The sequence below is a fragment of the Reyranella sp. genome (genome assembly GCF_965228225.1).
GTDB lineage: Bacteria > Pseudomonadota > Alphaproteobacteria > Reyranellales > Reyranellaceae > Reyranella.
Genome location: NZ_OZ245801.1, coordinates 5,801,690 through 5,824,429 on the forward strand (window position 1 = coordinate 5,801,690; position 22,740 = coordinate 5,824,429).

Genomic DNA, 22,740 nt, shown 5'->3' on the forward strand with positions numbered 1-22,740 from the left:
CCCGATTCGACCGACCGTTTCATTGCTGCGGTAGCGAACGCGCCCGTAGATTTCCGGCATGTTCGGTATTGCCAGCACCCTCGTCGCCCGGGCGGCGCGCCTGTTCCAGGCAGCCTATGAAGAGCCCGCTCTTTGGACGATTTTCGCTAAGGGGTGCGTCGTGGGCACGCTGATGTGCGAGGCCGGCGCGTGGCGTCTGACCTGGTTCGATGGCGCGCCGCCCCGGCTCGTGAACTATGCAGGACGGGTGGATGGCGACGTCGAGGCGCTCGCCATCGTACTCTCCGAGCGGTTGGGGGCGCCGGTGCGTCTGGAGTCGCTTCCGGTCTAAACTCCCCCCTTCAGGTTGGCGGGCCGCCGCATATGGATATTCGAATCATGGATGCCATCGACAAGAAGATCGTGGCGCTCCTCCAGGAGGATGCGAGCCTTTCGCTGGCCCAGATTGCCCATCGGGTCGGCCTGTCGCAAAGCCCCTGCTGGAAGCGCATCCAGCGGCTGGAGAAGTCCGGCGTCATCCTGAAGCGGGTGGCGCTGATCTCGCCCGAGGCGATCGGCATGGGGCTGACCGTGTTCGTGTCGATCGAGACCGGCGACCATTCCTCGGCCTGGCTCTCCAAGTTCGCCAGCACGGTCACGGCCATGCCGGAAGTGATGGAGTTCCACCGCATGGCCGGAGACATCGACTACATGCTGAGGGTCGCGGTGCCCGACATGCAGGCCTACGATCTGTTCTACAAGAAGCTGATCGACACGATGCCGCTCAAGAACGTGACCTCGCGCTTCTCGATGGAGCGTGTGAAGTCGACGACGGCCTATCCGATCGTTTCCGATCTCAAGCCCGTCCGTAAGCGCTAGGCATCGCCCGCGCGAAGAGCAGCACGTCGAGCGCCAGCCGGCCCGGCCCGAACTTGGCGAGATAGAGCAGCGCCACGGCCCAGACCCCGTGCGTGTCGAAGGCGTTGGGATAGACGAAGATCTCGATCACCAGGGTCATGCCCAGCAGGGCGAGCGCCGCCGGCCGCGTGAAAAGGCCGAGGAACAGCAAGACGGGCAGGCTGAGTTCGGCGCCTGTCGCCATGTAGGACGCAAGCTCGGGCGACAGGAGCGGCAGCCTGTACTCTTCGCGAAACAGCGTGAGGGTGGTGCCGTCGGCCCAGCCGTCGAGCTTCAGCAGGCCCGAGCGCAGGAAGATCGTGCCGACGGAGAGGCGGGCCAGAAGGGCCAGCAGCTCGTGCGGGATGCGTGTCAGAAGAGCGTCGAGACGCGACAATAGAACGATCATCGAGACGATCCTTGGGACAGAGTTGTGAACGCGCCGGCGCCGAACAGCGTCGACAGGGCCGTTACGAGGTCGAAGCCCTCGTGGGCGCGCGCCGCCGCCTCGGCGGCGGCGCCCAACGCGCCGCCGCAGGCCAGCTCGGTCACCAGCCTGTCCGCACCCGGCGGCAGCCGATGAAGGAGAACCTCCAGATGCGGCCGCGTCACCAGCGCCGTCTCGCCCGTCCAGTCGGCTGCCGGCGCCGCGGGCGTGGCGTCATGGGCATTGGTGGTCCAGACAGAGACGATGGGCCACGGCGAGGCGATGACGGCCATGGCGGGATGGAGACCGAGCCTCACGGAGCCCAGCGCTTCAGGAGGCAGCTCCGCGAGCCAGGCGATGTCGGCCGGATTGGCGTCGGCGCTGTGGAATGCGACGTGGCGCGCCCATTCCAGCCGGGCGATGTCGGGCAGGTAGGGCAGATCAGCGGCGGGATCGAACCCCTCCAGGAAGCTCGCGAAGGCGGCGCCATATTCGGCGAGGACGGGCGAGCGCGGCGGATGGCACTCGATGAAGACCAGCGCCATGGCGGTGAAGAACTCATCGCCGACCAGACGTGCCACCACCGGAAACCGTGCCGCCAGGGCGGCCACCAGACTGGCCTTCACGTTGTTGCGGTAGACGCCGAATCGCCGCTCGTGAGCGGACCGGACCTCGCGTCGGATGCCGTCGGGCACCGACAGAGGGGCCTGCAGCACGGCGCGGGCAAAGCGGTGCTGCAGCTCGGCAAGACCGTTGACGTCAGGCTGCGCGGGCATCGAGGCCTCCGGCCGTCTGCAGAATCGATTGGGCCTGGCGGACTTCGGCTTCGAGGTCGGGCCAGGCGGGCACGTCGGAGTCCCACTCGATCAGCGTGGGGCGGACACCCCGGCGCGCGATGACATCTCGAAAGAGCGACCAGACCTCCGGAGCGATGGTCCGGTCGTGCGTGTCGACCAACAGCACGTCGCCGTCGCTCTCCAGCACGGCGTGACCGGCGAGATGGATCTCGCCGACATGCTCGTGTGGGAAGTTCTCGAGATAGGCGCGGGCATCGAACCCATGATTGTTCGCGGAGACCATGACGTTGTTGATGTCGAGCAGCAATCCGCAGCCGCTGCGCCGGACGAGCGCCCGCAGGAAATCCGTCTCCGGCATTTCTTCCTCGTCGAAGCGGAGATAGGTCGAGGGATTCTCGATGAGGATGCGTCTTCCGAGCGCCGTCTGGGCCTCGTCGAGGTGGCGCGCCACCAGCGACAGGGTGGCTTCCGTATAGGGCAGGGGCAGCAGGTCGTTCAGGAAGATCCCGCCATGCGTCGACCAGGCGAGATGCTCCGACACGATGAAGGGCTGATAGCGGTCGACCACCGCCTTCAGGCGATCGAGATGACCGGGTACGATGCCGTCGGCCGATCCGATCGACAGGCCCACCCCATGCACCGACAGCGGATAGAGCGCGCGGACGCGCTCCAGGACGTGATGCGGCGGACCGCCGGCTCCCATGTAGTTCTCGGCATGCACCTCGAACCAGCCGATATCGGGTCGGGCTTCGAGGATGTGCCGCTGATGTTCGGGCTTCAGCCCGGCACCGGCACGAAGCAGGCGGTCCGCCGTCACGACGCGTCTTCCTTACATCGGGGCGAGTGTGCCCTTGCGCTTCATGCCGTCCTTGAGAGTCACTTCCATGGTGGCGCAGGACCCCTTGGCGACGTACTTCCAGGCCTTGGCGTCATAGTCCGCCTTGGACTGGCCGGCGCAGGAATTGTTGCCGGTGGCCGCGCAGTCGTTCTTGCCTGCCATCGAGATGCCGTAGCACCTCTCCTTGTCGGCGTTGGCGGTCTGGGCGTTGGCGCCCGACGACATCAGCGCTGCGGCGGCGACGGCGGCGGCAAGGGCTGCCGTGGTGGTGCGATTGATCATGGATTTCCTCCTGGGCTCTCGAGCCGATGTCGGCTCGCAGGAGGTCATTCGGCCGCTCGCGAGCCAACGTTACAGGCCGCGCGATTTCGTTTTCGTGCAAAGCGCCTGTAATGTTTGCCTCCTGCCACACGAACACGTGAAGAGAGTGAGCCCGTTGTCCGATCCGGAAGATCTCTCCGCGCTCATGCGCGCGGCCCGGAAGGGGGATGACGAGGCGTATCGCCGTCTGCTGCTGCGCGTCGCTTCCTGGCTGCGCGCCGTGGCGTCGCGCGGCCTGGCGGCGGCCGGTCGGCCGAATGCGGATTGCGAGGACATCGTCCAGGAGACTTTGCTGGCCATGCATCTTAAGCGCGACACCTGGGACGAGACTCAGCCGCTGCAGCCCTGGGTGCGGGCGATCGCGCGCCACAAGCTGGTCGATCATCTACGGCGTCGCGGCTTCACCGATCACGTCGACATCGACGATCATTCCGACACGCTCGCCGCGCCTGCGTCTGCGGAGGAGGGAAGCGCCCTCGATACGCGGCAGATGCTGGCCAGCCTGCCCGAGCGCCAGCGCCGGATCGTGGAAGGCATCTCCATCGAGGGGCAGAGTGCGCGAGATGTCGGGACGAGGATGGGCATGAGCGAAGGCGCCGTCCGGGTCACGCTGCATCGCGCCCTTCGCGCGCTGGCCGAGGCCTATCGCAAGGACAGGACATGAAGACCGAGCAGTTCGTGGCATCCCTGGTCGCCGACCGGGCCGGTTCGACGAGGCCGCTTGGGCGTTCCGTGAGCCGGGCCGTGCTGGCGGGCGCGGCGGTTTCGCTCGTGATCTTTGCGCTGGAGTTCGGGCCGCGCGTGGATCTGGCGGCTGCCTTCGCGACCTGGCGGTTCGACGCCAAGCTCGTCCTGGTGATGTCGGCCCTGGTGGCAGCCTCGGCTGCCTGCCTTGCCATGGCGCGGCCGCTGATCACCGTGCGATGGCGCTGGGCCGTGCTGCCGGTTCTCCTCATCGCAGCCGCCGCGCTGGCAACCGAACTCGCTGTGCTTCCTGCCGGGACCTGGGAGGCGCGGCTGGTCGGCAGCAACGCGCTCGTCTGCCTGACGGCCATCCCGCTCTTTGCGCTCGCGCCGCTGGTGGGGCTGCTGCTCACCTTGCGCCGCGCGGCGCCGGCCTCTCCCGCACGTGCCGGTGCAGCCTGCGGCGCACTGGCGGCGGCGGCCGCCGCGGTGATCTATGCGTTTCACTGCTTCGACGATTCGCCGTTGTTCGTCCTCACCTGGTATTCCTTGGCAGCAATCCCGGTCATTCTGCTGGGCGCCGTCGTCGGGCACCGCCTGTTGCGCTGGTAGCGGACGGTTCGCTCGCTCCGCGCAGGGCCTCGAACAACTGCCGCGCCGGCTTGGGAAGACGCCGTGAATCGCGAACGAACAAAGCGAGCTCGCGGATCGACCAGGGCTCCGTGAGGCGCAGCGTCGCGAGCGGCAGGGCACGACGGTGGCGCAGGGCGGTCGCCTCCGGCACGATTCCGACGCCAACGCCCGCCGCCACCATGACGCAGACGGTGTCGAGGCTGTTGACCCGCACGCGCAGCCGCAGAGCGCGGCCGAGGCGGGCGGCTTGCATGGCCAGATGCTCTTCGAGCGCGGTGCCGCGCGGCAGGCCCACGAAATCGAGATCGAGCAGATCGGCAAAGCTGGTCTGTCGCTTGCCCGCCAGACGGTGCCCGGCCGGCACCGCCAGCACGAGACGATCGGCGCGGAAGGGATGGCTCTCCAGTCCCGGAAGGAAAGCAGCCTGCGATCCGATGCCGAGCTCCGCATCGCCCGCGGCGATGGCGGCGCCGATCGCCGGACTCTCGCGATCCTCGAGATCGATGTCGACCGTCGGATTGGCCGCCAGGAAGGTCGCCAGCAGCGACGGCAGATGCTCCGAGAGCGCCGAGGTGTTGGCGAGGATGCGGATGCTGCCCTTCAGGCCGCGCGAATAAGCACCGAGGTCGCCGCGCATCGCCTCGATCTGCTGCAGCACGATGCGGGCGTGGTCGAGCAAACTGCGGCCCGCGTCGGTGGGTGCAATGCCCCGCCGGCCGCGCTTCAGCAGGGGAACGCCGAGCACATCCTCCATGCCGCGGATGCGCGCGCTGGCGGAAGCGAGCGCCAGGTGCGCCCGCTCGGCGCCACGCGTAATGCTGCCGGTTTGCGTCACGTACAGGAAGAGCCGCAGGTCGATGAGATCGAAGCGCATGGAAAGGTCACTCTGCCTTCGTAGATTCCGAAGGCATACGCCGGATTCTCCGCATTGCGAAGCAAGAGGTCGGCAGCCAAGGCTGCGTCATGGAACTTTCCACCCTCGCCTTCGTCCTCGCTGTCTTCGTCATGGCCGGCTTTACCAAGGGGGTCATCGGACTGGGGCTTCCCACCATCTCGATGGGCCTGCTGGCGGTCGTCCTGTCTCCGGTCGAGGCGGCGGCGCTGCTGATCCTGCCGTCGCTGGTCACCAATGTCTGGCAGATGCTGGACGGGCCACATCTCAGGTCTCTCCTGCGACGGCTCTGGCCTTTGAATCTGGGAGTCTGCCTCGGGACGTGGGTGGGCGCTGCTTTCCTGTCGGGCTTGGGCGGGCCGTATGGCGCGCTGGCGCTGGGACTTGCGCTGATGGCCTATGCCGTGTCCGGGCTGGCCGCGTTGAAGCTCACCGTCCCGACCTCCGCTGAAGGGTGGATGGGTCCGGTCGCCGGGGCGAGCACGGGCGCGATCACGGCGGCGACGGGCGTCTTCGTGATTCCGGCCGTGCCCTACCTTCAGGCCATCGGCCTCACTAAGGATGAAATGGTACAGGCGCTGGGCCTGTCCTTCACCGTATCGACCGTCGCCCTCGCGGTGACCCTGGCGGGTAACAACGGCATCGGCCCGGGGCTGGCCTGGCCGTCGGTGGCGGGTGTCGTGGTGGCACTCGTAGGCATGCGGTTGGGGCAGGCGGTGCGTGCCCGCCTGTCACCCCAGAGCTTCCGCTTGTGGTTCTTCGCCGGGCTTCTGGCGCTCGGCGCTTATCTCGCAGCGCGCGGGCTCCTCTGAGCCGCCGATGGACGATCGCAAAGCCCGGGTCTAGCTTCCGGAACCGTTAAATTCCTGGAGCGTTTCCATGGCCGTGCACGCCCTCAAGACTTCAAAGGTTGCCAACCTCCGGTCCAACGTCTCGCCCGAGGAGTGGCAGGCACGCGTCGATCTGGCCGCCTGCTATCGCCTGATCGACCTGTACGGCATGTCCGACCTGATCGCGAACCACATCTCGGTGCGGGTCCCGGGCGAGCACGACGCTTTCCTCATCAACGCCTATGGCCTGCTCTACGAGGAGATCACGGCGTCGAGCCTCCTGAAGATCGATCACGAGGGCAACATTCTCGCGAAGCCGGAATTCGACGGCGGCCTGGAATACGGCGTCAACCGTGCCGGCTTCGTGATCCATAGCGCGATCCACATGGCCAAGCCCGAAGTCGGTTGCGTGATCCACACCCATACCTGGCCGGGCATGGCGGTCTCGACCATGGAGTGCGGCCTGCTGCCCAACACGCAGACCTCGATGCGCTTCGCCAAGATCAGCTATCACGATTTCGACGGCGTGGTCCTCGACCTCGCGGCGCGCGAGGCGCTGGTGAAGAGCCTGGGCGACAACAATGCGATGATCCTGCGCAACCACGGTCTCCTGACGACCGGCGCGACGATCCCCGAGGCGTTCAACGCCATGCACCGGCTGGAGCTGAGCTGCAAGACGCAGCTCGCGGCCATGTCGTGCAACACCAAGCTGATCGACGTCCCGGCCGAGGTGGTCGAGGCGACCTACGTGAACTACCAGCCGAAGACCCGGCGGCCGTTCGGCCTGCTGGACTGGCCGGCGCTCCTGCGGAAGCTCGACCGGATCGATCCGGGCTTCCGCGACTGATTGGACACACCGCACAGTTCCGTCCGCGCCTTTGCCGCCGTTGCCAGTGGATACTGGACGGCGCCGGGATATCGTGCCGTCGCCTGGACGCTCACCGGCGGCCTCGTGCTGCTCGGCGTTGCCAATGTCGGCATCGCGTTGTGGCTCAACATCTGGAACCGCGACTTCTTCAATGCGCTCGACAAGCGTGATGTCGTCGAGCTCATGCGGCTTCTATGGGTGCTGGCCGCCATCGTCGGCTCGGCGGGCGTGGCGGTGGCGATCCAGCTCCACGTCAAGCGGCGGCTGCAGATCAACTGGCGCTCCTGGCTGTCGCACGTCACGGTGCTGCGCTGGCTGAACGCCGGCCGGCAGTACCAACTTGGCATGCTGGCCGATGAAGTCGACAATCCCGACGGCCGCATCGCCGAGGACATCCGCGTCTCGACCGAACTCGCGGTGGAATTCGCGCAGAGCATCCTGCAGTGCGTGCTGCAGCTGGTCACCTTCCTCAGCGTGCTGTGGGTCTTGTCGGGTACCATGCCGATCAGCCTGTTCGGCCTGGAGTTCGACCTGCCGGGCTACATGGTGTGGGCGGCCGTTGCCTACGCCCTGATCGGTTCGCTGCTCACCTATTTCCTGGGGCGCGGCCTCATCCATGCCGGCAACATTCGCCAGAGTCGCGAGGCTGATTTCCGCTCCGGCCTGACGCGGGCGCGCGAGCATGGCGAGGGCATTGCCCTGATGCGCGGCGAGGACGACGAGCGCGAACGGCTGCGCGGCTCGCTCTACGACCTGCGGTCGGCCTGGAATGTGCAGACGCGCGGCCAGGGAAACCTCTCCCTGCTCACCAGCTCGCTCGCCTATCTGGCGCCCATCGTGCCGTTGATCGTCGCCCTGCCGCGCTATCTCGGCGGAGAGATCGCGCTGGGCGGTCTCATGCAGACGGCGCAGGCTTTCTCCAGTGTGCAGTGGGCGCTGTCGTGGCTGATCGACAATTTCCCGAAGTTCGCGGAGTGGCGGGCCTCGACCGATCGCGTGGTGCATCTCCACGTGGCTCTGACCGATCTCGAGGAAAGCAGCGAGGCGCCCGACGACGCGCGGATCGTCGTCCACCCCGCGGGCGACTCCGACCGGCTGATCATGCGTGAGCTGGGCGTGGCCCGCCCCAACGGGCAAATGCTGGTCGCGGAAGCGGAGGTCGAGATCCAGCGGGCCGAAAGGGTCCTGATCCGTGGCAAGTCGGGCAGCGGCAAGAGCACGATCATGCGGGCCGTTGCCGGAGTCTGGCCGTGGGGGCGCGGCGCCATCCACCTGCCCACCGGCGCGATCACCTTCATGCCGCAGAAGCCCTATTTTCCGTTGGGCACCCTGCGCGACGCGATGCTCTATCCGGCCGAACCGGAGGGCGGCATCAGCGACGACGTGCTGAAGGACATGCTGCACGAGGTGGGCCTCGACCATCTCCGCGATCGTCTCGACGAGACCGAGCGGTGGGACCACATCCTGTCGGGCGGCGAGCAGCAGCGCGTGGCCTTTGCCCGCGTGCTGGTCCATAGGCCCGACTGGATCTTCATGGACGAGGCCACGTCGGCGCTCGACGAGGCCGGGCAGGAAAACGTCATGAAGCTTCTGATCGAGGAGCTGCCGGAAACATCGGTCGTCAGTATCGGCCATCGACCCGGCCTTGAAGTCTTTCACACGCGGGAGCTGACGCTTGAGGCCGGCGCCGACGGCACTAGGCTCCGCGCCGATCCCAGCCAGCGGTCGCTGGGCGACCTTTATCGCAAGATGGCGGCGGCCAGCCGCGCCGCGCCGCGCGACCCGGGTTTCTGGGCCACCCTGCGAGCCAATCTGCTGGGCCGCTGACCTCGGGGTCTTGAGTCAAAGAACCTCGTGGAAGCCGATCGCAATGCGGTCGGGCGCACGCGTGGCCACTCCGACGAAGGTCGCTCGCTCGAGCCACTTCAGAGACGGCTCGGCCGTCTCGAAACGCGGGGCCGTCCGAAAGTGATAGCTGCCGGGCGGCGGCAACTCTCCCTGGGCCATGCGTGCGAGAATCTCCGGGCCCGCCACCCGAAGCCCTTCGTTCTGCACGTAGACCAGGGCGCCGGAACGGCTGCGGATCGTGTAGCGCGCCACCACTTCGATCGTGCCGTCGGGCCGCACGATCTGCCAGTCGGCACCGCCCGGCAGAATCTCACCTTCGAGACGCGGGCCCTGCACCTCGCCGCCCAGGATGTCGATGATCCGCCGATGACCGCGGGCGGTCTGGCCAAGATCCTGCACTGGACCCACCTTGGCCTTGATGGCGAAGGCGAAGTGCAGCGCCGGTGGTGCCGCAATGAAACTGTCGACGTCGACCATCACTCTTCACCGGACCGAATAGACGAACGAGCCGCCGGTCGAACGGCCGCTGCCCGTGGCGGCAGGAACGCTCATGGCTTCATAGACGAACAGGATGAAATCGCTGAAGGCCTTGCGTCCGTCGTAAGGGGTCTGCCCGGTCACGCCGGGGCACTTTCCCCCGGCGACGCCGCAAACGTAGAAGTCCTTCGACCCATAGGAGCCGATCCTGACCAGATCTCCGGTCTTCGCGTCCGGCGCGCGAATGAAATGATACTTGAGGTTCGGATTGACGTAGGGACGAAGGCTGGAGGCGTTGAGATCATCGATGCATACGATGCAGTTGGGCCCCTGGGTGAAAGTCGGGTCCGCATGAATGACGCGGGGGCGCAAGGGGCCGGCATGGTTGTCCCTGCAGCCATGCAGTTTGAAGATCACGTTTCCCGACTGCGGAGAGACCGCCTGGGCCTGCAGGGGATACTCGCAGAGGAACTGCTTCTCCGCCTCCTCCTGGCTGAGATCGGTGTTGGGATCAGCGTGCGGCAGCGTCCCCGTGGCATACTGGTAGAGCGTGCGCAGACGACCCAGCTGATTGGATGAGTTGGCCGGCACCATCGTCCAACTCTGGTTCCAGGCATCCGTCATCTGAACGCCGAGTGCTGGACTGGCAGCGCCCAAGGTGCTGGTGGTCTGGACGGTCGGGCGGGCTCCTCCGCTCGTGAGCCGGGTGGCCGTCGCCAGGGAAGGGCCGAGGGGCACGCTGATCGACGGCGAGACCGAATTGGCCGTCTGGGCCACGCCGATCGAGATCGTCACCTGCGAAGGAACGAATTCGGGGTCGTCGATCGCCTGCGAAAGGTTGAAGAAGATCTGCCTCTTCGTCAGGGAATTCAACGAGGAGGCGAGGTCTGCCGTATTGTGGTTCAGCTGCGTACTGGCACAGGCCGCACTCAGCAAACACGCTCCGATGCACATCAAGTGTCGAAGCGAGAAAATGCCCCCCAGCATGCAAGACTCTCCGCGGAAACGCTCTTGAAAGTCATTCCACTCTAGAGAGTCTGCCGCGCGCCATCTAGTTGTACGGCGCGCGGCCTCGCAATTTCTCGGCGTCCGCTCAGGCCGCGTTGGGTTTGCCGAGCAGGTGATCGGAGATGATGCGCTGCTGGATCTCCGATGTGCCCTCGAAGATCTTGGTGAGACGGGCATCGCGCCAGTAGCGTTCGACCGCGTGCAGGGTCGTGTAGCCCGCACCGCCGAACACCTGCAGCGCCTCGGACGTCACCCTCTCGGCCATTTCGGAGGCGAAGAATTTCACCATGGCCGCCTCCTTGTCGCAGCGGCGCTTTTGGTCGATTTCGTCGCACACGAAGTACATGAGCTGGCGCGCCGCCTCGATCTCGGTCGCCATGCGGGCAAGGCGGAAGCGTGTGTTCTGGAAATCGCCAATCGCCTGGCCGAACTGGCGGCGCTCCTGCGCATAGGCAGTGGCGTCCTCGAGCGCGCCGCGGGCGAGGCCGATGGCGCGAGCCGCTGTATGGGCGCGGGCGCGTTCGAGCCCGGCCGAAATGTAATAGAAGGCGCGGCCTTCCTCGCCGATCAGGGCCGAGCCCGGCAGGCGGCACTCGTCGAAGGCCAGTTCCCACGTCTTCCAGCCGAAATAGCCGATCTTGGGAATGGGGGCGCCCTTCACGCCCGGCGGCAGCGTGCCGCGCGGCTTCTCGATCAGGAAGGAGGAGAGGCCGACATGCTTGCGCTTGGGATCGGGCGCGTCGGAGGTGCGCGCGACCAGCATGATGTAGTCGGCGCCATCGGCGAAGGTGCACCAGTACTTGTTGCCGGTGATCACCCAATCGTCCCCATCCCTGCGGGCGCGGCAGGCGATGCTGCCCAGGTCCGAGCCGACATTGGGCTCGGACATGGCGGCGGCACCCAGAAATTCGCCGCGGGCGGCGCGGGGCAGGAAGACCGCCCGCTGGGCGTCGGTCATGCCGCGACCGGCGCTGAGGCCATTGCCGCGGGCGATGATCGAGGCCACGCTCATCCAGCCGCGCGCCAGCTCCTCGGTGATCAGGCAGTATTCGAAGACGCCGAGGCCCAGCCCGCCATATTGCTCGGGGATGACGATGCCGAAATATCCCATGTCGGCGAGTTTCTGGATCAGCTCCGGCGGGATGTCGCCCTTCTCCGGGTCGAGCCTGTTGGCCACCGGCAGTACTTCCTTCATGACGAAGGCGCGCGCCGTCTCCTGGATCATGCGGCGCTCGTCGGTCATGTAACCCATGTCATTTCCCCGTTTCTTGCATCGGCATCGTAGCGAACTTCGAGGAGATCACAGTGCGCAGAATCCTGCTCGGCGCCACGGCGCTTTTTCTCTATGCGGCATCGGCCGCTTTCCCGGCGGCGGCACAGGATTGGCCGACCCGGCCGATAACCATCGTGATGGGCTTCCCTCCGGGTTCCGGCACCGACGTGGTCGCGCGGATCCTGCAGCCGCTGCTCGACAAGGCCCTCGGCCAGCGCATCGTGATCGATTACAAGGCAGGGGCCGGCGGCAACGTGGCCTCCGAATTCGTCGCCAAGGCCAGGCCTGACGGCTACACCTTCCTGCTGGGGACGGCCGGCACGCATGGCATCAACGCCGCCCTCTACAGCAAGCTTCCGTTCGAGGTCGAAAAAGACTTCACGCCGATCTCGACCCTGGTAGACGTGTCGAACGTCCTGGCGATCAATCCCAAGGCGATCGACGCCAAGGACGTGAAGGACTTCATCGCCAAGGTGAAGGCCGCCCCCGGCAAGTACAACTACGCCTCGACCGGCAACGGCGCCGGCACCCATCTCGCCTTCGCCGAATTCGTTGCCAAGGCCGGGCTCGACATGGTGCATGTGCCGTACAAGGGCTCGCCCGACGCCATCCAATCGGTGCTCAACGGCGACACCTGCTGCATCTTCGCCCAGGTGCAGATCGCGATGCCGCAGGCGGCGGCGGGCAAGATGAAGCTGCTGGGCGTCTCGACCAGGCAGCGCGTGGCGGCCATTCCCGACGTGCCGACGATCGACGAGGCGGGCCTGCCGGGCTTCGAGAGCTACACCTGGTTCGGCGTCTTCGGACCGAAGGGCCTCGATCCGGCGATTGCGCAGAAGATGAACCTGGCGATCAAGGCGGCGCTGGCCGACCCCGACGTCCAGAAGAAGCTGGTCGAGCTCGGTAACACACCGCGTTACGAGACGATCGAGCAGTTCCAGGCGACGGTGACGCGCGATCGCGCCAAGTGGGCCGAGGTCGTGAAGACGGTGGGCGCCAAGGTCGAATGATCCAGCGACGAGGAGAGGGTCGATGCGAAGGATGCTTCTTTCAATGGCACTCGGTGCCGCCATGGTCCTCCCGTCGGGCAATGCCATGGCCGGCAAGGACCTCGATGCCGTAAGGGCACGCGGCCAGCTCGTGTGCGGCGTGGCCGTGGGCGGCATTGCCGGCTTCATGACGGTCGACAACCAGGGCAAGTGGACGGGCATGAACGTCGACATCTGCCGCGCCGTTTCCGCCGCCCTCTTCGGCGAGTCCGAGAAGGTGAAGTACGTGCCGCTGTCGGGCCAGCAGCGCTTCACGGCCTTACAGGCGGGCGAGGTCGACCTCCTGTCGAACAACTCGACCTGGACCCTGACGCGCGACACCGCGCTCGGCCTCGATTTCGTGGGCGTCACCTACTACGACGGCCAGGGCTTCATGGTGCCGAAGAAGCTCGGCGTCAAAAGCGCCAAGGAACTGAACGGCGCCTCGATCTGCGTCCTGACCGGCAGCACGTCCGAGCTCAACATCGCCGATTACTTCCGAACCAACAAGATGAGCTTCAAACCGGTCCTCTTCGAGGACCCCGACCAGAGCCGCAGCGCCTTCTTCAGCGGCCGGTGCGACGCTTATTCGGGCGACCAGGCCCGTCTCTATGCGACGCGGGTCGCCAACGCACCGAATCCCGATGATTACATCGTGCTGCCGGAAGTGATCTCGAAGGAGCCCCTGGGACCGGTCGTGCGTCACGGCGACAACCAGTTCGAGGATATCGTCCGCTGGGCGCAGTTTGCGATGGTCGAGGCCGAGGAATACGGCATCACCTCCAAGAACGTCGACGAGATGCTGAAGAGCGATAATCCGGCGATCAAGCGCATCCTCGGCGTCACGCCCGGCATGGGCAAGGCGCTCGGCGTCGACGAGAAGTGGGTCTACAACATCGTCAAGCAGGTCGGGAACTACGGCGAGAGCTTCGAGCGCAATGTCGGCGCGGGCTCGCTCCTGAAGATCCCGCGCGGCCAGAACGCGCTATGGACCCAGGGCGGCCTGCAATACGCGCCGCCTATTCGTTGAGGTTGCGTACTCCCGTCGTCTCGACCGTCAATTGTTCACCAGGCCCTAGCGGGCATCCTCGCGGATCATCGCCGCGCCCTTCTCGCCGATCATGATGGTCGGCGCGTTGGTGTTGCCCGTCGTGAGGGTTGGCATCACCGAGGCGTCGATGACCCGGAGGCCCTGAATGCCATTCACCCGCAGGCGTGAGTCGACGACCGCGCGCGGATCCTCGCCCATCTTGCAGGTGCCGACGGGGTGATAGAGCGTGTTGCCGGCACGCCGGGCGTAGGCCAGCAGGTCGGCATCGGTCTTCACATCGGGGCCGGGCTGAATCTCGCCCTCGCTGTGCTGGGTGAGGGCGGGCGCCGCGAAGATGCGGCGCGTGTGCCGAAAGCCGCCCAGCAGCGCCAGCTCGTCGGTGTGCGTGGTGAGATAGTTCGGCTTGATGTGCGGTCGCGCGAAAGGATCGGCCGAGGCCGCCATGATGGTGCCGCGGCTGTCGGGCTTCACGACGCAGACGACGCAGCTCATGCCGGGCTGCTCATCGAGCTGGCCGAACTTCAGGGGATGCGAGCTGCCGGGCGTGAACAGGAGCTGCAGGTCGGGCGAGGCCAGCCCCTCGCGGCTGTCGCAGAAGACCTGTGCCGTGGTCACGCCGAAGGTGAGGGCGCCGCGGCCGGTGAAGGCGAAGCGCAGGACCTCCGGCAGCACGCGCGGGAAGCGCGAGACCTCGTTGACCGTCTCGGCCCCCCTAACGCGATGCACGACACGCACGACATAGTGGTCGATCAGATTCGCCCCGACGCCGGGCAGGTCGTGCACGACCGGGACGCCAAGCGACTGCAGGTGCGCCGCCGGCCCGATGCCGGAGATCTGCAGGATGTGCGGTGAATTGACGGCGCCACCGGAGACGATGACCTCGCGGTTGGCCCGCACTTCGGTAAGCGTGCCGCCACGCTGGAAGGTGACGCCGACGCAGCGCTTGCCTTCGAACATCAGCTTGCCGCCCTGGGCATTCGTCTCGACCCGCAGGTTGGGGCGGCTGCGCGCTTCACGGAGATAGGTCTGGGCCGTGGAGCCGCGCCAGCGGCCGCGACGCGTCATCTGCGAGTAGCCGACACCGTCGCGTGTCTTGCCGTTGAGGTCGGGATTGAACGGGAAGCCCGCCTGCTGCGCACCTTCGACGAAGCGATGGGTGAGGGGCAGGATGGTGCGGTAATCCTCGACCTTGAGGGGGCCGTCCTGGCCGCGCACCTCCTTGTCGCCGCCCTGCACGTACTGCTCGGACTTCATGAAGTAGGGCAGCACGTCGTCGTAGCTCCAGCCGCGACAGCCCATCTGCGCCCAGTTGTCGAAGTCGGCGGGCGCCCCGCGCACATAGAGCATGCCGTTGATCGAGCTCGATCCGCCCAGGGTGCGGCCGCGCGGCCACTCAATGCGACGATCCCCGGAGCCCTTCTCCGGCTCGGTCGTATAGTTCCAGTTCACCAGCGGATTGCGGATCAGCGAGCGGATGCCGGCGGGTATGTGGATCATCGGATGCCAGTCGCTGGGACCGGCTTCGAGCAGGATCACCGAGGCGCCGGTCTCGCTGAGGCGCGCTGCGACCGTGCAGCCGGCCGACCCCGCGCCGACGACGACATAATCCGCCTGCATGATTCTTCCCCCTTCAGAGCGTGCCGGATCGCTTGTCGCGCGGCACGAAATAGTCGGTCGGTGCGAGTTCCGGGTCTTCCTGCGCGAACATGTTCTGAACGTGCCGTTCGGCGTCCTCGCGGAACAGCGCGTGCGAGATCGCCTGGACGAGGCGCGTCGCGCCGACGAAGAGACCGGGTATGTCGCCCGCGAGCGCACCGTGGCTCAGGATGCTGCCCCAGTTGAAGAGGTGGATGTCGCCCATATGCGGCGTGCGGCCCGGCACCTTCTCGATCAGCTCGAAGCCCGGACCGAGATAGGGATAGCGCGCCGCCTCGGCGTTGGCGCTGGCCTCCGCTTCCGCCCGGCGGTCGCCCCACAGGGTCACGTTGGCTCCGAACGACTGCAGTTCCGGCCGCCGCGCCAGATCGATGTCGAAGCCGGTGCCGATCAGCACCGCATCGAAGCGCTCGGTGGTCCTGGCCGTCGTCACGGTGACGCCGTCCTCATCCACCTTCATGTCCAGCCACGGTTCGGCGAAGCGGAAGGCGAAGCCCGGCAGCTTCTGTGCCCGCAGCACCGATTCGTGCGGCGGCGGCGAGCCGGCCGCCAGCATGTAGGTGTAGATCTTCCAGCGCCAGTCGTCGTCCAGCATGCCCTGGCCGCGCTGGAAGCCGGGAAAGGACACGCCCTTCGACTTGTTGACCTGCGGCAGGTGCGGCCGCCGGGCGTAGCAGATCGCCTCGCGCGCACCGGCTTCCAGCGCCGTACAGGCATTGTCGATCGCCGTCGCCAGCACGCCCAGGATGCCGAGGCGCTTGCCCTTGAGTGCTGCGAAGTCGATCTCTTCCAGCGTGTGATAGACGCGGCCGGCGCGGGCGGGATCGTCGGGGGAGAACGACGGGAAGGACGGCCAACGAAATCCGCCCGATCCATCACGGCCGTTGGCCAGCACGATCTTGCGCACGAAAATCGTCTCGCCGGTCGACAGGCGCGCCTGCAGGAAGTCGCCGGCGGCCTCGACCTTGAGAAGCGACACGCCGTTCTCGACCTTCAGGTCGACGACCTTTCGCACCCACAGGAGGTAGGAGAGCCAATCGAGGCGCGGGATCTTGTAGAGCTTTTCCCAGCCCTCGGCGCCGTGCTGGGCCTCGTACCAGGCACGGAAGGTGAGCGACGGTACGCCGAGATCGGGGCCGGTGAGGTGCTTGGGTGAGCGCAGGGTCGGCATGCGCGCCGTGGTGTTCCACGGGCCTTCATGGCCGTGCATGTTCCGCTCGATCACGCGGATGTTGCGGATGCCCTCGCGCAGCAGGCCCCAGCCGACGGTCTGGCCACACATGCCGGCGCCGACGATCAGGACGTCGAGGACAGTCTTTCCGTCAGGGCCGTTCTTCTGCGGCACCCAGTTGGCCGGCGGATAGTTGAGCCGCGCCAGGTCGTGGCGCGCGACTTTCTCCAGCTCGTCCAGGCCCGGCGAATGCCGCTCGACAATTCCATCCATGCCGTGCTTCCGACCCTCCACATATTTTCCTTAGCAGGGCCGCCCGAAACAATGAACCGAGCGCTCTGCGGCCTGTCGTATCACGGGGAGGAACTGGACCGCCGCGAGGGGCCATCTTCGGATGCAACAGGCGCTTCAGCCCCGGTACTATGCGGGAAGTCGCCGATCCGGACTGGCCGAAGGGCGCGGCCGGAACAGGGAAAGTCAAAGGGAGAGTATTGAATGCGCGGACGTCAGGTTCTGTTGGAGACGCTGATCAATCACGGGGTCGACCGGATCTTCGGCAACCCCGGCACGACCGAAAGCCCGCTGCTCGATTCCCTGCCCGACTATCCGCAGCTCGAATACATCGTCCATCTCCACGAGGGCGTCGCCACGGGGGCGGCCAACTTCTACGCCCAGGCCAGCGGCAAGACCGCCTTCGTGAACCTTCATGTGGCGCCGGGCCTGGGCAACGCCATTGGCGCGATCTACAGCGCGCTGAAGAACAATTCGCCGATGGTCGTGACGGCCGGCCAGCAGGACACGCGCATGCGCCTGCGCGATCCCGTGCTGGGCCACGACCTCGCGTCCATCGCCGCGCCCGTGACCAAGTGGAGCGTTCAGGTCGAGCGCGCCGACGAGCTGGGTCCGATCCTCCAGCGCGCCTTCAAGATCGCCAACGAGGCGCCGGCCGGTCCGGTCTTCGTCGCACTGCCGATCGACGTGATGGAGCAGGAGACCGCCATTCCGCCCGGCAAACCCGGCCATTCCTATACGGCCACCCGTCCCGATCCGACGGGCATTGCCGCCATGGCGAAGCTGCTGGCGACATCGAAGAACCCGGCCATCGTCGCAGGTGACGAGGTTGCCCGCGCCGGTGCGGACAAGACCCTGGTCAAGCTCGTCGAGAAGCTCGGTGCCTCGGTTTGGTTCGAGGGCCTGCGCGGCCAGAACTCGTTCCCGACCGATCATCCGGCCTATCGCGGCACGCTGGCCTTCGATGCGCCGGGCGTGGCCAAGCAGCTGGCCGACAATGATCTCGTTCTGATGGTGGGTGGGCCGTTCTTCGAGGAAGTCTGGTACGCGCCGGGCTCCCCCTTCGCCGCCGGCACCAAGCTGCTGCAGATCGAGGCGGGAGCGTCACGGCTCGCCTATAATTTCGCGCTCGATGCCGGCGTGGTGGCGGATGCCGGTGCGGCACTTGAGGCGCTCGATGCGGCGCTGACGGGCGTCGATGCCGCGGCCGCCTCGAAGCGCAACGAGGCGATGAAGGCGCGCAAGGTGGACGACGATGCCGCGCAGAAGGCCCGCGTCGAAAAAGCCTGGGCGCGCACGCCGACCTCGATGGCGCGTGCCATGGCGGAAATTCGCGCCGGCTCGCCCCAGGACGTCGTGGTGGTCGACGAGACGATCACGGCCAACCTCGACCTCTTCAAGACCTTCACCTTCAAGAGACCGGGCGATTACTACAGTGGCCGCGGCGGCGGCATCGGGCAGGGCCTCGCGGGCGCCATCGGCGTGGCGGTCGCCCAGACCAAGCGGCCGATCCTCTGCGTGTCGGGCGACGGCTCGTCGATGTACTCGATCCAGGCGCTGTGGACGGCGGCGCATCACGACCTGCCGATCGTGTTCGTCATCCTGGCGAACCGCGAGTATCGCGTGCTCAAGCACAATATCGATGCCTATCGCCAGCGTTTCGACGTGAAGTCGAACAAGCCCTACATGCACATGGACCTGACCGGCCCCACCATGGGCTTCGTCGACCTTGCCAAGGGCATGGGCGTCGCCGGCACCTACGTCGCCAAGGCCGACGACATCAAGGCCGCCGTCGAGGCTGCCTTCCAGTCCGGCAAGCCCCACCTCGTCGAGATCGAGATCGAGGGCAAGCGTTAAGAAGCTGGAGGCGCGCCACTCCAGTGGCGTGCCTCCAGCAGTTCATTTCTGAAACGCGCGCACCTTCGCCTGGTGCGCCCGGGCGGCGCCGGTCAGCATCGGCAGGTCGTTGCCGGACAGCAGGAACTTCATGCCCTTGTCGGTGTAGAGCTTGAGCAGTTCCTCGGTATAGGCACCGCCCATGCCCGGCCACTTGCCATGCTTGCGGCAGGCGGCGATGACCTTGTCGACCGCGGCCTGGACCTTGGGATTGCCGGTGTCGCCGGGGATGCCCATTTCCATCGACAGATCGCTCGACCCAACGAGCAGGCAGTCGATGCCGGGCACCGCCGCGATCGCCTCGGCATTCTCGACCGCTTTGGGCGTCTCGATCATCACCACGATCAACGTGTTCTCGTCCGACTTCGTCGTCATCTCACCGAGCGGCATCGGCTCGTAGTCGAACTGCGCCTGGCCGCCGCCCACCGAGCGATGGCCGCGTGGCGGGTAGCGCAGCTTGTCGGCGATCTCCTGCGCTTCCTCCGCCGTATCGACATGTGGGACGACGATCCCCAGTGCGCCCCCGTCGAGCACGCGCGTCGCCATCGTGAGTTCGCCATACGGTACGCGCACGATCGGGGCGATGCCGGAATCCTGGGCGGCGATGGCGATCTCGCAGGCCGTCTCGATCGACATCGATCCGTGTTCGAGGTCGATGAACAGCCAGTCGAAACCCGCGGCTTTCATCACCTTCACGATGTCGACGTTGCGGACCAGCCGGATGCCGATGCCGATCGACAACTCGTTCTTCTTCAGGCGTGCCTTGGCGGCATTGACTGCGAACGCCATTCTCTTCTCCATTGCTTCGAACTTGCCCGGAGGAAGCTATTCGCCATGACCTTCAAAGTCGAACGGATCGATCATGTCGTGCTGCGCGTGCGCGACCTGGCCGGCATGGTGCGCTTCTACGAACAGGCACTGGGGTTCCGCGAGGAGCGGCGTATCGACACGCTCAAACTTGTGCAGATGCGAGCAGGCGTCTCGATGCTCGACCTCGTCGCCAACGACGCGCACGTGACGGCGCGAAACATGGATCATTTGTGCTTTCGTATTGAGCCTTTCGATCGTGACGCCATCGTCATGCGGCTCGCGCCGTTCGGGATATCGGTCGGCGAAACCGTCGAGCGCTACGGTGCGGAAGGCAACGGACCTTCGGTCTATTTCCATGATCCGGAAGGGAACCAGATAGAACTCAAAGGTCCGACGCTTTAAGGCTTGGCCATCTCACATGATGTGATAGCCTGCCGGGTAACGGGGAAGAACGAACACGCCAACGAGCGTGCCTCTGGGAGGAAGAAAATGCGCAATCGCCTGGCAATCTTTGCCGGCGGCCTCGCGGCCGCCGTCGTCTTATCGGCTCCTGCCTTCGCACAGAAGCAGGGCGGGACGCTCCGCGTGTCCCATCGTGACAATCCGCCGAGCGCCTCGATTCACGAGGAAGCGACGATCTCGACGAACATGCCGTTCATGTCCGTCTTCAACAATCTGGTGATGTTCGACCCGAAGGAGAAGATCAACAGCCCCGACAAGATCGTGCCCGAACTGGCGGAGAGCTGGGCGTGGAACGACGACAAGACGAAGCTCACCTTCAAGCTGCGCAGCGGCGTGAAGTGGCACGACGGCAAGCCCTTCTCGTCCAAGGACGTGAAGTGCACGTGGGACGCCCTGCGCGGTGCTGACGACAAGCAGGAGATGATCCGCAAGAATCCGCGCAAGGTCTGGTACAAGAACCTGAAGGATGTCTCGACCAGCGGCGACAACGAGGTGACCTTCACGCTGGAGCGCCAGCAGCCCTCGTTCCTGTCGATGCTGGCGGCGGGCTATTCGCCGGTCTATCCGTGCCATGTCGATTCGCGGGCGATGCGCTCCAAGCCGATCGGCACCGGCCCGTTCAAGGTTGCTGAGTTCAAGCGCAACGAGGCCATCAAGCTGGTCCGCAATCCCGACTACTGGAAGAAGGGACGACCCTATCTCGACGCCATCGAGTTCAAGATCGTGCCGAACCGCAGCACCCGCGTCCTGGGCTTCGTCGCCGGCGAATACGATCTCACCTTCGATTCCGACATCACCTTCCCGCTGCTGAAGGACGTGAAGGGGCAGAAGGCGGACGCGATCTGCGAGGCGCGGCCGACCAACGTGCATACCAACCTGCTGGTCAACCGCGACGCGCCGCCATTCGACAATCCGAAGCTGCGCGAGGCACTTGTCTACTCGATCGACCGCAAGCCGTTCAGCGACATCCTCACCCAGGGAAACGACCTGCAGGGCGCGACCATGCTGCCGCCGCCGGCCGGCGTCTGGGGCATGACGCAGGACGAACTGCAGAAGCTTCCCGGCTTCGGACCTGACGCCGACAAGAACCGCGAGATCGCGCGCGGGATCATGAAGGAACTGGGCTACGGCCCCGACAAGCCGCTCAAGATCAAGGTGGCGACCCGCAACATCGCGATCTATCGCGATCCGGCCGTCATCCTGATCGACCAGCTCAAGCAGATCTACATCGATGCCGAGCTGGAGCCGATCGACACGACGATCTGGTACAACAAGATCCAGCAGAAGAACTATCAGGTCGGTCTCAACCTGACGGGCGCCGGGCTCGACGATCCGGACGGCGTGTTCTACGAGAACTTCTACAGCACGTCGGATCGCAACTATACGGCGTACAAGAATCCCGAGATCGACAAGATGATCGACGAGCAGTCCGGCGAGACTGACGTGAACAAGCGCAAGGCCATGGTGACCAAGATCGAGCAGGCGCTCCTCAAGGACGCGGCGCGTCCGCCGATTTCGCATGGCGTCGCGAACACCTGCTGGGCGCCGGCCGTGAAGAACCTCGTCCTTCAGCACAACAGCATCTACAACGGCTGGCGTCTCGAAGACGTCTGGCTCGACAAGTAACGCTTAAGCGTACGGAGGCACGACGAGGATGGGAGCGTATCTTACCCGCCGCGTACTATTGATGGTTCTGACTCTCTTCGGAATGTCGGTGCTCATCTTCGTCATGCTGCGCCTGGTGCCCGGCAATATCGCAGACATCCTTGTGGATTCGGCGGGCATCGCCGATCCCAAGGAGAAGGCCAAGATCGCAGCCGAGCTTGGCCTCGACCGGCCGATCTTCGATCAATACCTGCAATGGATCGGCGGTCTGGCGCGCGGCGACCTGGGCTTCGCCTATGTGTCGGAGCGGCCCGCCCTCGAGGAGATCGCGCCGCGCATTCCGATCAGCGCCAAGCTGGCGGGGCTGGCGCTCTTCTTCTCGGTCATCCTCGGCGTGCCACTTGGCGTCATCAGCGCCGTCCGGCAGAATTCGGCGATCGACTATCTGCTGCGCATCATCAGCCTGAGCGGCCTGTCGCTACCCTCCTTCTGGCTCGGCCTGCTGATCCTCATGGCGTCGGTCCAATGGTTCGGCATGATCCCGATCTATACGAACGAGCCACGAGGTTTCATCGACGAGATGCTGTTGCTCAGTATTCCGGCGGCGGCCGTCGGATTCCGAAGTTCGGCGTTGATCATGCGTCTGACGAGATCGTCCATGCTCGAGGTGCTCCGGCAGGACTATATCCGGACGGCGCGCTCCAAGGGCGCGTCGCAGACCACGGTCAACTACGAGCATGCACTTCGCAATGCGCTGCTGCCGGTCGTCACCATCATCGGCATCGAGGCGGCGTTCCTCGTCGGCGGCCTGATCGTGACCGAGACGGTGTTCAATATCCCGGGCGTGGCTCGCTTCCTCGTCGAGGCCATCCTGTGGCGCGACTACCCGATCGTGCAGAACCTGGTCATGTTGATCGCCTTCTGCGTTGTCGTCGTCAATTTCCTGGTCGACATGGCCTATATGGCGCTCGACCCTCGCATCAAGTACGCGGACTGAG

The 22,740-nt window shown here is 65.8% G+C and carries 24 protein-coding genes; 13 read left to right on the forward strand and 11 right to left on the reverse strand.

The features are described 5' to 3' along the window. Window positions 1-58 precede the first annotated feature (58 nt). Window positions 59-331, forward strand: a complete 273-nt coding sequence (locus ACO07K_RS28150) for a hypothetical protein (RefSeq protein ID WP_422033722.1) — start codon at window positions 59-61, stop codon at window positions 329-331. Between the two features lie 47 nt (window positions 332-378). Then, window positions 379-858 carry an Lrp/AsnC family transcriptional regulator gene (locus tag ACO07K_RS28155; RefSeq protein ID WP_295132847.1) on the forward strand — a complete coding sequence of 160 codons (480 nt, stop codon included), beginning with the start codon at window positions 379-381 and terminating at the stop codon, window positions 856-858. Here the strand turns inward: ACO07K_RS28155 and ACO07K_RS28160 are convergent. From ACO07K_RS28160 to ACO07K_RS28175, 4 genes are read right to left on the reverse strand one after another with little or no spacing between them, the layout of a single operon-like run. Beyond that, window positions 836-1,285: a DoxX family protein gene (locus tag ACO07K_RS28160; RefSeq protein WP_422033723.1), complete on the reverse strand. Its 450-nt coding sequence runs from the start codon at window positions 1,283-1,285 to the stop codon at window positions 836-838. The genes ACO07K_RS28155 and ACO07K_RS28160 overlap by 23 nt on opposite strands. Beyond that, complete coding sequence (locus tag ACO07K_RS28165; protein WP_422033724.1) at window positions 1,282-2,079, reverse strand: DNA-binding domain-containing protein; 798 nt, start codon at window positions 2,077-2,079, stop codon at window positions 1,282-1,284. The genes ACO07K_RS28160 and ACO07K_RS28165 overlap by 4 nt, the downstream gene beginning before the upstream one ends. Continuing rightward, a complete protein-coding gene (locus tag ACO07K_RS28170) occupies window positions 2,063-2,917 on the reverse strand; it encodes a DUF692 domain-containing protein (RefSeq protein WP_422033725.1) in 855 nt (284 codons plus the stop codon). Before ACO07K_RS28170 ends, ACO07K_RS28165 begins: the two co-directional genes overlap by 17 nt. A 12-nt stretch (window positions 2,918-2,929) precedes the next feature. Beyond that, window positions 2,930-3,220 carry a DUF2282 domain-containing protein gene (locus ACO07K_RS28175; protein ID WP_422010035.1) on the reverse strand — a complete coding sequence of 97 codons (291 nt, stop codon included), beginning with the start codon at window positions 3,218-3,220 and terminating at the stop codon, window positions 2,930-2,932. Between the two features lie 154 nt (window positions 3,221-3,374). Between ACO07K_RS28175 and ACO07K_RS28180 the strand changes: the two genes are divergently transcribed. Beyond that, entirely contained in the window at window positions 3,375-3,923 is a 549-nt protein-coding gene (locus ACO07K_RS28180) for a sigma-70 family RNA polymerase sigma factor (protein WP_422033726.1), read from the forward strand. Next, a complete protein-coding gene (locus tag ACO07K_RS28185) occupies window positions 3,920-4,555 on the forward strand; it encodes an NrsF family protein (RefSeq protein WP_422033727.1) in 636 nt (211 codons plus the stop codon). The genes ACO07K_RS28180 and ACO07K_RS28185 overlap by 4 nt, the downstream gene beginning before the upstream one ends. Here the strand turns inward: ACO07K_RS28185 and ACO07K_RS28190 are convergent. Continuing rightward, entirely contained in the window at window positions 4,509-5,450 is a 942-nt protein-coding gene (locus tag ACO07K_RS28190) for a LysR substrate-binding domain-containing protein (RefSeq protein WP_422033728.1), read from the reverse strand. The genes ACO07K_RS28185 and ACO07K_RS28190 overlap by 47 nt on opposite strands. An 89-nt stretch (window positions 5,451-5,539) precedes the next feature. Here ACO07K_RS28190 and ACO07K_RS28195 point away from each other — a divergent pair, with 89 nt between their 5' ends. The 3 genes from ACO07K_RS28195 (at window position 5,540) to ACO07K_RS28205 (ending at window position 8,993) form a co-directional block, all read left to right on the forward strand. Further along, window positions 5,540-6,280, forward strand: a complete 741-nt coding sequence (locus ACO07K_RS28195) for a sulfite exporter TauE/SafE family protein (protein ID WP_422033729.1) — start codon at window positions 5,540-5,542, stop codon at window positions 6,278-6,280. A 67-nt stretch (window positions 6,281-6,347) separates the two neighbouring features. Beyond that, complete coding sequence (locus ACO07K_RS28200) at window positions 6,348-7,145, forward strand: class II aldolase/adducin family protein (RefSeq protein ID WP_298308496.1); 798 nt, start codon at window positions 6,348-6,350, stop codon at window positions 7,143-7,145. Then, the gene (locus ACO07K_RS28205; protein WP_422033730.1) at window positions 7,146-8,993 is read left to right on the forward strand and encodes an ABC transporter ATP-binding protein/permease; all 1,848 of its coding nucleotides are present in this window, start codon (window positions 7,146-7,148) and stop codon (window positions 8,991-8,993) included. 15 nt (window positions 8,994-9,008) lie between these two features. Here the strand turns inward: ACO07K_RS28205 and ACO07K_RS28210 are convergent, their stop codons facing one another. The 3 genes from ACO07K_RS28210 to ACO07K_RS28220 form a co-directional block, all read right to left on the reverse strand. Beyond that, window positions 9,009-9,491 (reverse strand): DUF3237 domain-containing protein, encoded by a 483-nt coding sequence (locus tag ACO07K_RS28210; RefSeq protein WP_422033731.1) that lies wholly within the window; start codon window positions 9,489-9,491, stop codon window positions 9,009-9,011. Between the two features lie 6 nt (window positions 9,492-9,497). After that, the gene (locus ACO07K_RS28215) at window positions 9,498-10,364 is read right to left on the reverse strand and encodes a hypothetical protein (protein WP_422033732.1); all 867 of its coding nucleotides are present in this window, start codon (window positions 10,362-10,364) and stop codon (window positions 9,498-9,500) included. A gap of 220 nt (window positions 10,365-10,584) precedes the next feature. Beyond that, on the reverse strand, window positions 10,585-11,751 hold the full coding sequence (locus ACO07K_RS28220) for an acyl-CoA dehydrogenase family protein (protein ID WP_422033733.1): 1,167 nt from the start codon (window positions 11,749-11,751) through the stop codon (window positions 10,585-10,587). A 53-nt stretch (window positions 11,752-11,804) separates the two neighbouring features. On the opposite strand from ACO07K_RS28220, the gene ACO07K_RS28225 reads away from it, so the two are divergent. Both ACO07K_RS28225 and ACO07K_RS28230 read left to right on the forward strand, forming a co-directional pair. Next, complete coding sequence (locus tag ACO07K_RS28225) at window positions 11,805-12,782, forward strand: Bug family tripartite tricarboxylate transporter substrate binding protein (RefSeq protein ID WP_422033734.1); 978 nt, start codon at window positions 11,805-11,807, stop codon at window positions 12,780-12,782. 22 nt (window positions 12,783-12,804) lie between these two features. Then, complete coding sequence (locus ACO07K_RS28230) at window positions 12,805-13,830, forward strand: amino acid ABC transporter substrate-binding protein (RefSeq protein WP_422033735.1); 1,026 nt, start codon at window positions 12,805-12,807, stop codon at window positions 13,828-13,830. A gap of 45 nt (window positions 13,831-13,875) precedes the next feature. Here the strand turns inward: ACO07K_RS28230 and ACO07K_RS28235 are convergent, their stop codons facing one another. Beyond that, complete coding sequence (locus ACO07K_RS28235) at window positions 13,876-15,468, reverse strand: GMC family oxidoreductase (RefSeq protein ID WP_422033736.1); 1,593 nt, start codon at window positions 15,466-15,468, stop codon at window positions 13,876-13,878. Window positions 15,469-15,481: 13 nt separating this feature from the next. Next, window positions 15,482-16,951 carry an FAD/NAD(P)-binding protein gene (locus ACO07K_RS28240; RefSeq protein ID WP_422033737.1) on the reverse strand — a complete coding sequence of 490 codons (1,470 nt, stop codon included), beginning with the start codon at window positions 16,949-16,951 and terminating at the stop codon, window positions 15,482-15,484. Between the two features lie 222 nt (window positions 16,952-17,173). Between ACO07K_RS28240 and ACO07K_RS28245 the strand changes: the two genes are divergently transcribed. Then, complete coding sequence (locus ACO07K_RS28245) at window positions 17,174-18,826, forward strand: thiamine pyrophosphate-binding protein (RefSeq protein WP_422033738.1); 1,653 nt, start codon at window positions 17,174-17,176, stop codon at window positions 18,824-18,826. 42 nt (window positions 18,827-18,868) lie between these two features. Here ACO07K_RS28245 and ACO07K_RS28250 read toward each other — a convergent pair whose 3' ends face one another. Beyond that, window positions 18,869-19,654, reverse strand: coding sequence for an HpcH/HpaI aldolase family protein (locus ACO07K_RS28250; protein ID WP_422033739.1), 786 nt, complete (start codon window positions 19,652-19,654; stop codon window positions 18,869-18,871). 45 nt (window positions 19,655-19,699) lie between these two features. Here ACO07K_RS28250 and ACO07K_RS28255 point away from each other — a divergent pair, with 45 nt between their 5' ends. From ACO07K_RS28255 to ACO07K_RS28265, 3 genes are all read left to right on the forward strand, one after another. Beyond that, window positions 19,700-20,077, forward strand: a complete 378-nt coding sequence (locus ACO07K_RS28255) for a VOC family protein (RefSeq protein ID WP_422033740.1) — start codon at window positions 19,700-19,702, stop codon at window positions 20,075-20,077. Between the two features lie 87 nt (window positions 20,078-20,164). Continuing rightward, entirely contained in the window at window positions 20,165-21,763 is a 1,599-nt protein-coding gene (locus ACO07K_RS28260) for an ABC transporter substrate-binding protein (protein WP_422033741.1), read from the forward strand. A gap of 28 nt (window positions 21,764-21,791) precedes the next feature. After that, window positions 21,792-22,739, forward strand: a complete 948-nt coding sequence (locus ACO07K_RS28265; protein WP_422033742.1) for an ABC transporter permease — start codon at window positions 21,792-21,794, stop codon at window positions 22,737-22,739. Window position 22,740: the final 1 nt, after the last annotated feature.

Bases quoted from the DNA above. Each gene is read 5' to 3' on its own strand.
- ACO07K_RS28150 (WP_422033722.1), top strand. From the start codon at position 59: ATGTTCGGTATTGCCAGCACCCTCGTCGCCCGGGCGGCGCGCCTGTTC.
- ACO07K_RS28155 (WP_295132847.1), top strand. From the start codon at position 379: ATGGATGCCATCGACAAGAAGATCGTGGCGCTCCTCCAGGAGGATGCG.
- ACO07K_RS28160 (WP_422033723.1), bottom strand. From the start codon at position 1,285: ATGATCGTTCTATTGTCGCGTCTCGACGCTCTTCTGACACGCATCCCG.
- ACO07K_RS28165 (WP_422033724.1), bottom strand. From the start codon at position 2,079: ATGCCCGCGCAGCCTGACGTCAACGGTCTTGCCGAGCTGCAGCACCGC.
- ACO07K_RS28175 (WP_422010035.1), bottom strand. From the start codon at position 3,220: ATGATCAATCGCACCACCACGGCAGCCCTTGCCGCCGCCGTCGCCGCC.
- ACO07K_RS28185 (WP_422033727.1), top strand. From the start codon at position 3,920: ATGAAGACCGAGCAGTTCGTGGCATCCCTGGTCGCCGACCGGGCCGGT.
- ACO07K_RS28190 (WP_422033728.1), bottom strand. From the start codon at position 5,450: ATGCGCTTCGATCTCATCGACCTGCGGCTCTTCCTGTACGTGACGCAA.
- ACO07K_RS28195 (WP_422033729.1), top strand. From the start codon at position 5,540: ATGGAACTTTCCACCCTCGCCTTCGTCCTCGCTGTCTTCGTCATGGCC.
- ACO07K_RS28200 (WP_298308496.1), top strand. From the start codon at position 6,348: ATGGCCGTGCACGCCCTCAAGACTTCAAAGGTTGCCAACCTCCGGTCC.
- ACO07K_RS28210 (WP_422033731.1), bottom strand. From the start codon at position 9,491: ATGGTCGACGTCGACAGTTTCATTGCGGCACCACCGGCGCTGCACTTC.
- ACO07K_RS28220 (WP_422033733.1), bottom strand. From the start codon at position 11,751: ATGGGTTACATGACCGACGAGCGCCGCATGATCCAGGAGACGGCGCGC.
- ACO07K_RS28230 (WP_422033735.1), top strand. From the start codon at position 12,805: ATGCGAAGGATGCTTCTTTCAATGGCACTCGGTGCCGCCATGGTCCTC.
- ACO07K_RS28235 (WP_422033736.1), bottom strand. From the start codon at position 15,468: ATGCAGGCGGATTATGTCGTCGTCGGCGCGGGGTCGGCCGGCTGCACG.
- ACO07K_RS28240 (WP_422033737.1), bottom strand. From the start codon at position 16,951: ATGGATGGAATTGTCGAGCGGCATTCGCCGGGCCTGGACGAGCTGGAG.
- ACO07K_RS28245 (WP_422033738.1), top strand. From the start codon at position 17,174: ATGCGCGGACGTCAGGTTCTGTTGGAGACGCTGATCAATCACGGGGTC.
- ACO07K_RS28250 (WP_422033739.1), bottom strand. From the start codon at position 19,654: ATGGCGTTCGCAGTCAATGCCGCCAAGGCACGCCTGAAGAAGAACGAG.
- ACO07K_RS28255 (WP_422033740.1), top strand. From the start codon at position 19,700: ATGACCTTCAAAGTCGAACGGATCGATCATGTCGTGCTGCGCGTGCGC.
- ACO07K_RS28260 (WP_422033741.1), top strand. From the start codon at position 20,165: ATGCGCAATCGCCTGGCAATCTTTGCCGGCGGCCTCGCGGCCGCCGTC.
- ACO07K_RS28265 (WP_422033742.1), top strand. From the start codon at position 21,792: ATGGGAGCGTATCTTACCCGCCGCGTACTATTGATGGTTCTGACTCTC.